Source organism: Okeania sp. (assembly GCF_983059655.1).
Window position 1 is genome coordinate 1 of sequence record NZ_CEZPJD010000170.1, and the last position, 10704, is coordinate 10704.

Consider the following 10704-nt stretch of genomic DNA (forward strand, 5'->3'; position numbering starts at 1 on the left):
TGATGTTTTTCTACTACAATTGAATAGCTAATTGATAATCCTAAACCTGTACCAGTACCCACTGGTTTAGTAGTAAAAAACGGGTCAAAAATCTTAGATAATGTCTCAGAATTAATACCACTGCCATTGTCAGCAATTTTTATTTTTACTGTGTTTGACTCTGTTACTTCAGTAGAAACTGTAATGGTAGGTTTATGGTCAAATTCTTGTTGTTTATCTCGCAAAAATCCTAAAGCATCAATGGCATTACTGAGTAAATTCATAAACACTTGATTCATTTGAGAAACATAACAGATAACTTGTGGCAACTGACTATAATTTCTGACAATTTCTACTTCACGTTTATCTGACTTTTCTTTAATGCGAGTATGTAAAATTAGAAATGTACTATCTATACCTTCATGGATATTTACAGGTTTCATTTCCGCTTCATCTAGGCGCGAAAAGTTGCGGAGAGAAATGACAATATCTCGAATACGTTCGGCTCCTACTTTCATTGAATTCAAAAGTTTCTGTAAATCTTCAACAATAAATTCCAATTCGATATCCTCAATTTCATCTTGAATTTCTTCTACAGGTTCAGGATAGTGTTCTTGGAATAAATCAATCAAATTTAGTAAATCAGAAACATATTCAGTAGCGGGAGAAAGGTTTCCATAAATAAAACCTATAGGGTTATTAATTTCGTGGGCAACTCCTGCTACTAATTGTCCTAAACTGGACATTTTTTCACTTTGAATTAATTGAGATTGAGTACGTTGTAACTGTTGTAATGTTTGTTCTAGTCGTAGATTCTTTTCATTTAATTCCTGAGTTCTTTCTTGTACTTTTTGTTCTACAAAAGTATATAAAATTGCATTTTCTAAAGACACGGCGACTTGAGATGATAAAAGCCTTAATATTTCCAAACATTCTGGAGTAAATGCACCTGTAATTAAGTTATTTTCCAAGTACAAAACTCCGATGAGCTTACCACCATTAATAATCGGAGTACATAAAACTGATTGAAGTTGATTTTGAGCAACATAAGAGTCTGTTGTGAATCGATCTTCAGTAAAAGCATTGCTTAAAACAACATCTTGACGCGTTCTTTCTACATAGTTAATTATTGTTAGTGGTAAATTTTCATATTCATTAATTTTACTTTCCTGAACTACCACTTCTTCAGAATCTAATGTTGCTTCAGCTTTAGTCATTAGTTTACCTTCTGTGAGCAACAACAGAACGCCTTTTTCTGCCCCAGCATTTTCGATAAGAATTTTCATTAATTTAGATAGTAACTTATCTAATACAATCTCACTAGAAATTGCTTGGGATGCTTTAATAACTGTGTCTAAATCTAGGGATTGGCCATGGTTAGTCGTATCATGAGAGATTGCTGTGGTTTGAGTATCAATTATGCGATTTTTAACTGTTAATATATTTTGCAATTCTGGATATTGATTCTCTAAATCTTGCAGCTTTTTAGTTGCACCCCAATTTTGATAACTATAGTAAGCTTCTTGTAAATGAACTTTGGCATATTTAAATTTATCTTGATTTATCCAATATTTTGCTGCCAATTCATTTCCTAGGGCTTCATATTGAATAAATTCATTTTTCTTTGCTGATTCTATGGCCTGGTTATATAAGTCTATAGCTTCTGAATTTTTTCTCTCAATACTTGCTTTTTCTGCTTCTACTAACAAATATTTATGTTCAAAGTTTTCTTGGCAGTTATCTGCCCATATTTTCATCTGTTGTTGATTTTTTTCTAGTTGTTGCCAATATTCTTTTTGCTTAGTTTCTGAAACATTAGGATAGAAGGCAGCTAAGATTAGTGAATAATAAAAATTAAATTCTGTAGTAGGTAGAGCACCTGTAATAAATGTCAGATATTTTTTAGCTTCTAAGATGCTATGCAGTGCTGCATCTAAATCTCTATATAAATAAAGAGTATAAGATTTATGAATTAGATAGATACATAGAGAGTGAAAATTTTGATGTTGTTGACAACTTTCTAAGTATTCTGTTTCGTTTATTTTGTCAATGTCAAAATCATTTTTTTTGCACTTTAAAGGGTTTATCTCCATTTTTTTTGTTTGTGGCTGTAAGTTTTCGATAATTCTTTTAATTCCGATTAAAGTATCTGTCGAAAGTTGATTTTTTGTTTTTTGAGTAAATTGTAAATAGCGAGAAACTTCTTTTAAGATTTCTGAGATTGGTTTGCCTTGGAATAATGAATTAACAGCAGTATTATGTAGAAGATAACCAGCATATTCTAAATCTCCTGATTCTAAAGCAGCTCCATACCCTTCATTATTAATGAAATTAGATTCTTTGATATGCTTAAACCAAAAACTTAACCCATTAGCAAATCCAGCACAAGCTTTACATTTTAATCCTGAAATTTCCCACTTATCAGTTAATTTTAGTGCCAAGAGACCAAACTGATATGCGGAGTGATAATCTCCTAAAGAACTATTGAGGATTACTCCATAGTTACAATAACAAAGACATGACTCAGCAACTGAACCATATTTTAAAGAAATATTGACACCTTTCAGCACAATTACTGTCCATAATTCTGGTGAAGTTAAATAAGCAGCTGCCATCAAATTTGTAATTAAGGCTAAAGCTACTTTATATTTTGATTTTTCGCTTTTTATTTCATGAATCAGACTAGCAATTTCTTGAGTGCCTAAATTTTCTTTTATCTTAGTAAATTCCCGATTAATTACTGCCTGTAAATCTGTTTCTGGAAGTTCTATTTCTAGTAATTTTAGAGCTTTTTTTGCTGCCGCAATTGCCTCTTTGTACTGAGCGCGTAAAGTATATTGAACAACCAATAAATTATAAACTTCTGTTTTTTCAATAACTGATTTTGAATGATCTAATGTTAATTTTATTAAGGCTTCACTTTCTGAAAAATTACTGTTTAAATATTCTACTATTGCCCCTTCTTTATATAAAGCAAAAGTTAAATCATAATATTGAGTCCAACAATCTTGATTTAATAGAGATATACCTGCTGTAATATATTCTTGAGCAGCTACATAAGCTGTGGCATCTTTAGCTTTTTTACCTGCTTCTAAATTTAGTTTTGCTAGTTCAATTTGTTCTGATTCATCTGTAATTAAAGTTCTGCCTATATTCAAATGATCTACTAAATCAAAAACTCTTTCGCTACGATATTCTGGAGGAGTATTGTTCAAGAATAAACGGCCAATTTTTAGATGTAAAGTTTGTTTTTGAGATTCATCTATGAAAGTGTAAGCTGCTTGTTGTACTCTATCGTGCAAAAACTGATAATTCAGAATTAAAAATGGATATAAATTCAATTCTACATTTTTAGCTTCTGCTTCTGAAGCTGGTAGAATTAATCCTTCCTGAATAGCAGGTAATAAATCTTGAAAAGTTGCAAAAGATTCTTTTTCATAAATTAACGAAAGTGTATTTAAATCAAATTGGTTTCCTACACAAGCAACTAAACTTAAAACTTTCTGAGTTAATTGAGGTAACTTTTCCAGTTTTCCAATCATTAACTCCACTACATTATCAGTAATATCAAGTGCTGTTATTTGTTCAATATTCCACTCCCATCGAATCTGTTCGGCATCAAATTTCAGCAAGTTTTCTTGATAGAGAGTTTTCATAAATTCATTAACAAAAAATGGGTTTCCTCCGGTCTTACTTTCTACCAGCTTTGCTAATGGTTGTACTGAAACTCTATCGTTGCACAATGTTTCTGCAATTAATTGATTAATATTTTCAAATTTTAAAGGAGTTAAGTTTATCTGATTTATTTGTGCATAATTCATAGTCTCAGGTTGAGTGCGAATAGCATTTAAAGTCATCACTAAAGGATGAGTCGGACTAATTTCATTATCTCGATAAGCTCCAATTAAAAACAGATACTTTGTTTCTACATCTGTCATCATTAATTTAATTAACTTAAGTGTCGCGGAGTCTGCCCACTGTAAATCATCAAGAAATATAACTAAGGGATGTTCTGGTTGACAAAATAAACCAATAAAATTTTGAAAGATGATATTAAAACGATTTTGAGCTTCATTTGGCCCTAATTCTTGAATTTTTGGTTGGCTTCCAACAATCAATTCTAATTCCGGAATTACATCAATCAGAATTTGCCCATTTGTACCAAAAGCTGCTAAAAGTTTATTTCGCCATTCATGTAATTTACCTTCACTTTGACTTAAAATAATTCTAACTAACTCAGAAAAAGCACTCACAATTGCTGAGTATGGAATACTTCGTTGAAATTGGTCAAATTTCCCCCAAATAAAATACCCGCCCTGATGGATAATAGATTGAGAAATAGCTTGTACCAAAGCTGATTTACCTATGCCAGAATAACCAGCTACTAACATCATTTCTTTGCTACCTTTACAAACACGCTCAAATGCTGCTCTTAGTGTTTCAATTTCTAATTGTCTGCCATATAGTTTTGATGGAATTTTAAATTTATCAGAAATATCTTGACTACCAAGGGGAAATTCTACAATTGTTTCGATCATTTGTAACTGATTTAAACATTCATCTAGATCGGCAATTAAACCCCAGGCACTTTGATATCTTTCATCAGCAGTTTTTGCTAGTAATTTGAGGACAATATTTGATATTACATGTGGTACTTCTGGATTTATTTCATGTGGTGGTTTTGGTTGTTTAGCAATGTGGGCATGAACTAACTCCATCACATCAGTGTTAGTAAAAGGAAGCTGATGAGTTAATAGTTCATAAAAAGTAACGCCTAGAGAATAAAAATCTGTACGATAATCTAAAGAGCAATTCATCCTACCTGTTTGCTCTGGAGATATATAAGGAAGAGTACCTTCTAAAATATTTTGATTTTTTAGTTTATAACTATCATGAGTTAATACAGAAGATATATTAAAATCTATGATTTTTAATTCATTTGTCGTGAGATTAACAATTATATTAGATGGATTAATATCTTTGTGAATAATCTTAGCACTATGAATTTCACCTAAACCTTCAGCAATTTTAATTGCTAAATTCAAAAAGCCCAATATAGTAAATTTTTGCGATGTAATTAATGTCTTGAGAGATTCACCGCCAAAATCTTCTAAAATCATCACTAGAGTATTATTATATTTCTCTAACGCATAAGCTTTAATAACTCCAGAAAAATTCAAATAACTAAGAATTTCATACTCTTTTCGATAACGATTATTCTCAGCTTCAGAAGGGAAATCTACCTTGTTAAATTTAAGTACAACAGGTTGATTATCTTCTATTTGTTTACCTCGATAAACTACTGAATTATTACCCTCATAAATTTTGGCAAGAATTTGGTATCCTGGAATATTAATCATTGTGAAATTCTCCTACAAAACTACTTCGATTTATTTATTAATTCTTAAATATTATTTCTAAGTCCTATGTCTTTCTCTCACATAACTTTTTTCCATGATATCCGTAAGTTGGGAATTAATCACAATCACTGGTATGCTGTTGCCCGTAGTGTAGAGGTAAAATGTCAACCTTTCAGCATCACCCTTTGGCATCAATCAATTGTCCTTTATCGGGATAGAAGTGGAAAAGTCCATGCTCTAGAAGACCTTTGTCCTCATCGTTTTGTCAAACTTAGTTCTGGTCGTGCGATCGCTGATGAATTAGAATGTTCATATCATGGATGGCGTTTTAAGTCAAGTGGTGCATGTTCTCATGTTCCCTATTTAGCAAGTAATCAAAAATTGCCTAGCTGTCAAATTCGTACTTTTCCAGTTCAAGAAATACACGGTTTTATTTGGCTATTTCCTGGAGACAAATCCCTGGAAAATGCAATTTCTCCCTTAGAAATACCTGAGTGGGAACACCTAAACTATATAGCCACAATCTCAGTTATAAAATGTCAAGCACACTATTCTTATTTAGTTGAAAATTTGATGGATATGTACCACGGACATTTACATCAAAACTGGCAAGCATGGGCAGCAGCAAAATTAATAGATTTATCTGAAAATGACGACCGAGTAGATGCTTATTATCAGGCTCAAAGTTATTACAAAATTGACAAAATCTGGTCTATCTCTCAATTATTATTTCCTAGTTTACGACAACTTCATCCTGAACCATTAAATGTTAGTTATATCTATCCAAATTGGGTTTCTAATCTGGGTAAAGATTTTAAAATTTATTGTCTTTTATTACCTATTAATGAAAAACAAACCCAAGCTTATCTAATTCACTTTACATCACTTCATGCCTTTTGGCGCTTGCATAAACTTCCGGAATGGTTTAGACGATTTGTGAAAAATAGTTTATTTGGTTCAGCTCAAAAACTACTCGATGGACTAGTGAGGCAAGATGTAGAGATGATTGAAGAAGAGCAGCAAGCTTATCTAAAAAATCCCCAGCAACGTAGCTATGAGTTAAATAAAGCTTTGGTAAGTACACAAAGATTAATTAAAAAACAAGCACTCCAATAAACCTTGAAGAAAGTGGTAAGGGATTGAAAAAGGCAGAAGGGAAAATTCCATGGGGATTCAAACCCCAAGTAATTTTAAACACTTCCATTGATGGTGGGGTGTTAAACCCGAAAAAGAAAAGATAAATATATGCTGAAAATAATAGAATATCTGTTTAACAGCCGATAAGATACTTATCAAGGTATAAAACTTATTATACATAAGTTATCACCGTATTCAGTGCGAAGTCATAAGTCCCTGAGTTAAATCAGGTCAATAAAGAAAAATTGCTCCTTGATGAATCTAGAAGATTCCAACATGGAGCATAGCTTTTGACGAATTATTAAAGAGTTACTCTCCAGGGAGTAGCTATATAGCTAATAGAAATTAGCCTTACCACAAAGCAATTTTGAGAGCAAGAGCATTTTGATCGGGGTGATGAATAAAGAGCAAAGTATTTTTGCCGAGGCAAATTGATATCTTATGAAACTTTAAGGGGTGGAATGATTAAAGAAGCAGTCAGCTTTTCCTGCGGAATGCTGCGCAAACAGCAATCAGCAGATTTTTTTGAGACATTGGTAAGGAGATTTAAACTCCTCCGAGGGCCATCCAATTGCTTGGAAGCCGGGGTTTTTACCCAGAGCGGCTAAAAGCTGATAGCTAGTTAATTTAGCAACTTTTTTTCCTCCTTATGGTATTAATTGGCCAAATAATGGAAAAAATATGGAGCAGTAACTTTAACTACTCAGAATGGTCAAACATAAACAAAATCTCTAATTGAAGTACAGGATGCAACAAGTAAGCACAATAAATTTAGGTAATTTGACTGATCCTGCTGGGAAGATAACTCCAGTGAAAGTAAATATAAGTGAGGCAGCATAATTATCCTATTCCTTTGCAAAACCAGTAATTAGAATCTGTGTACTTCAGTTGCGGGAGAAGTTAAAACAACCAATATCTCTCACATTATGGATGGAGCTAGTTCAACATGGGTAATACCATTGGCATAATGTTTGGGTTTTTAGGTGGAACAATTTTCGCCTGTGAGGGGGGATACAAAGTTTTACAACACCCTAACCCAAACCGAGAATATCAAAGACTTTCGGAAGCTAAATGGTTTTTGGCCTTAAGGTGGTGCGAACAATTTCCAACTCCTGCTGGCATCCTTAACTACCAAAGTCAACTTTCTTTTTATAATCAAGCAGCATTAAGAGTTGGAGAACACAATTTTTTACCTCCAGACCACAGGCAAGAAATTTTTAATCAATGTTTATCCTTGCCAGGAGGTACAACAAGAAATTATTCAATTTTTACAGCGGATGGCAAATTATTTAGATCTTTAGAAGTGATGGGAATTGACATCGACCCCAGATATGGCAGAGTTGCTATTATCCGTTCACTTTAAGCTGTTACTCTGTTTATTGAGCAGGGGAGTGGGGGAGTGGGGGAGTAGGGGAGAAGTAAACATTAGAAAAATTAATGCGCTCCCAGAGTGCTAATTATTAAAAAGGCGATCCCGTATGTGTTAATTACTTAATAATTGAAGTGCTACCTAACTTATAGCGGTTTTCACTCATGTTGACTACAAAACTTCTGCCTTCTGCCTTTAAGCAAAAATCTCTGTACTCTATGAAACATGAAAACTGCTATAAGCATTGGCGTTGGTAAAGCACGTGTATGATATTGATCCTAATTATTTAGGAGTCAGGAGTCAGGAGTCAGTAGTCAGGAGGGAAGAAAGAAGTAAAGAGGAATAGAAGGAGAAAGTTTTTCGGGGAGCGTAAACGTTCAGCGGAACTATGTGTCAGCAAAATGGAGTTTTATCGCGCTCTTATCCGGACATGATATCATACCTCAAATTACCAACGCCTAAGCATTAATGTATGGTAATTGCTTTAATCAATAAACTTTCTCAAATAAAGTTCCCTAGTGCCGCTATGCGGAAGTCAGAAGTAAGAAGTCAGAAATATTTATTGGTAAGGCTTTTAGGATTTTGTAACTGGTCAGTTATTTCCGCAATTCTGCACTAGAGAATTAACTTTGATTTTAAGCGCTGGGCAAATGAGCAGGAAGAACACTTATAGCAGCAATAGCAATGTAAAGCAGAGCAAAACGAGTTTCAAATATTGCTACAAAGTGAAATTTTGTTGTGCGATACCAATCTAACTGAAAGGCGATCGCTACTAACTTGACTAAGGCCACAGTATAGGATAAAGCTGTGGCTATATTTAAGCAGTTAAAGTAGTAAAGACTCAGTATAATTAAGGCTGCGGTTCCATGATATATCATTCCAGGTATAGGAGAACTGGTTTTCTTTTTTCGCAACTTGAGTGTAAATATAGCACTGCTGAAAAATAAGGTATTCACGATCCACATTGCCATAGCAGTTAAAGAAATGTGGCCTGTTGTAGCTATATATGCTAAAGGTGCTGATAGACAAATAGCAGTAAATCCAATTAATTCATTTAGTATAGATTTTTGTTTTTGCTTTAGCACTGCCATACTATCCGCAACTAAAGCTGCTATTGCCATGGCATAGATCCATAGCAAACATGGAGATTGAAAATATAGCCATGTAGCGATCGCCATCGCAATACTTCCATATAACCCACCCCAGATGAGAAAGCGAGGCTTCCAGCTCCTTCGCTGTTTTATTTGCACGACTAAGGGATGTTCAGCTTGCAGGGCGAAAAAAGCACAGATTAAAGCTAAAGTTGTTGAGTTTGTCCATTTCTGAGCTAAAGCTGCCCCCGTGATAAAGGAGCCACCTAAAACTAGCAAAACTCCTTGCTCTGGAGAAAACGTCGGTCTATACCAAGCTTGTAGGTTGGAACGATTTTTATTAGAGGTAGTCGTAGATAACTCAACCATGATTAAACTCCTTAAAGTAAGGCGAGCGGTTTTGGACGGTAGGTGTGATATCGAGTTCGGATTAGCAGTCGTACTTTAGGTTGGGCGAAGTGTATAGCGCTACGTGCAAATCAGAAATCAGAAGTAATTCCTGACTGAGTTTTTCCTGCGGAAATTCTCCGCAAAGAGGATTTATCAATGTCCTAAACTATTTGCGTAGTGCGATATCTCACAACCAAAAAAAATAGACATCTGCTGGATTTTCTTCTTAATCCTGCCCATAAGCTGCGAAGGTTGCAGAAACTACCCATTGGTTTTGGCCTTCTCCTTGGACTAACGATTTTTCAACCCTAATTATAAAGTTTACATTAAGACTAATCTTTCTCAATAAATTATTGATAATTATTACTAATAGTTATAGATAGCATCTAATTTTTAAGTATTGATTTATACAAAATCTTGAAATAGTTAGTACATTAAGGAATTTGTCAATAAAAACTCAAACTCTCATGCTCAAAATTTAAAAAGAGGGTAATAGACAAGATAAGTAATTTTACTTTATAGATATATTTATGGACTTTTGCATTAAACTAATAACTGACTTAATTGAGAATAAGATGCAATTATTTTCGCAAGACCTCAAAAGCGATCGCCCCCTAAAATCACAGGAGCGATCGCTTCAAAAGTTAACTAGATGTTGACAAAGAGTACAAATATTCAGTTAGATAACGACAAAATCAGCACTATCAATAGCAGCAGGATTAGTAAAACCAACCAAAGTTGCTAAACTTTCTCCAGTCGCAGTCACTTGCAGGATAGTATTTGTAGCACCTGCAACGACACTCAAGTCACTGAAAGTCAGACCATCTAATAAGAAGTTATCTGTTAGATCTGTATAGTCTGTAATTAAGTCATTGCCATCGCCAGAACGCAAGACGAAACTATCAGCACCACTTCCACCAGTTAAGGAGTCAGCACTTAGGCCACCATCAAGAGTATCTCGACCGTCACCACCATCCATAGTGTCTATACCACCACCACCTAAGAGGGTGTCCATATTAGCACCACCATTGATGATGTCTCTATTAGCACCACCATCAAGAAAATCTGAACCACTATCACCATTGAGAGTATCGTCACCACCAAAACCTAAGAGGGTATCTGAAGCGCCACCACCTGAGAGACTGTCATTACCTGGACCAGCATTAAGGGTGTCATTGCCAGCACCACCGATAAGAGTATCATTACCTGAACGACCAAACAATTGATCGTTACCTGCCATACCATCTATTTGATCATTTCCTGCTAAACCGTCGATAATATTATCGTTATCATTACCGTTAATATTATCATCAGCACCAGTACCAAAAATGGTACTTGGGGTAGGGCTAGGAGTTGGTGTAGGAGTTGGTGTAGGAGT

6 protein-coding genes are annotated in these 10704 nt (G+C 34.3%); 3 read left to right on the forward strand and 3 right to left on the reverse strand.

The window, feature by feature from the left end; genetic code table 11:
* The coding region (locus AC3DU7_RS11905; RefSeq protein WP_488039561.1) for a trifunctional serine/threonine-protein kinase/ATP-binding protein/sensor histidine kinase at positions 1-5339 on the reverse strand (5339 nt) is incomplete at its 3' end.
* A 66-nt stretch (positions 5340-5405) separates the two neighbouring features.
* On the opposite strand from AC3DU7_RS11905, the gene AC3DU7_RS11910 reads away from it, so the two are divergent.
* The gene (locus AC3DU7_RS11910) at positions 5406-6455 is read left to right on the forward strand and encodes an aromatic ring-hydroxylating dioxygenase subunit alpha (protein ID WP_488039562.1); all 1050 of its coding nucleotides are present in this window, start codon (positions 5406-5408) and stop codon (positions 6453-6455) included.
* 967 nt (positions 6456-7422) lie between these two features.
* Positions 7423-7839, forward strand: coding sequence for a hypothetical protein (locus AC3DU7_RS11915; RefSeq protein ID WP_488039563.1), 417 nt, complete (start codon positions 7423-7425; stop codon positions 7837-7839).
* Positions 7840-8480: 641 nt separating this feature from the next.
* Here AC3DU7_RS11915 and AC3DU7_RS11920 read toward each other — a convergent pair.
* Complete coding sequence (locus AC3DU7_RS11920; protein WP_488039564.1) at positions 8481-9305, reverse strand: YwiC-like family protein; 825 nt, start codon at positions 9303-9305, stop codon at positions 8481-8483.
* A gap of 551 nt (positions 9306-9856) precedes the next feature.
* Here AC3DU7_RS11920 and AC3DU7_RS11925 point away from each other — a divergent pair.
* On the forward strand, positions 9857-9985 hold the full coding sequence (locus AC3DU7_RS11925; RefSeq protein ID WP_488039565.1) for a hypothetical protein: 129 nt from the start codon (positions 9857-9859) through the stop codon (positions 9983-9985).
* Between the two features lie 20 nt (positions 9986-10005).
* On the opposite strand, the gene AC3DU7_RS11930 is transcribed toward AC3DU7_RS11925, so the two are convergent.
* A partial coding sequence (locus AC3DU7_RS11930) for a calcium-binding protein (RefSeq protein ID WP_488039566.1) occupies positions 10006-10704 on the reverse strand: 699 nt, incomplete at its 5' end.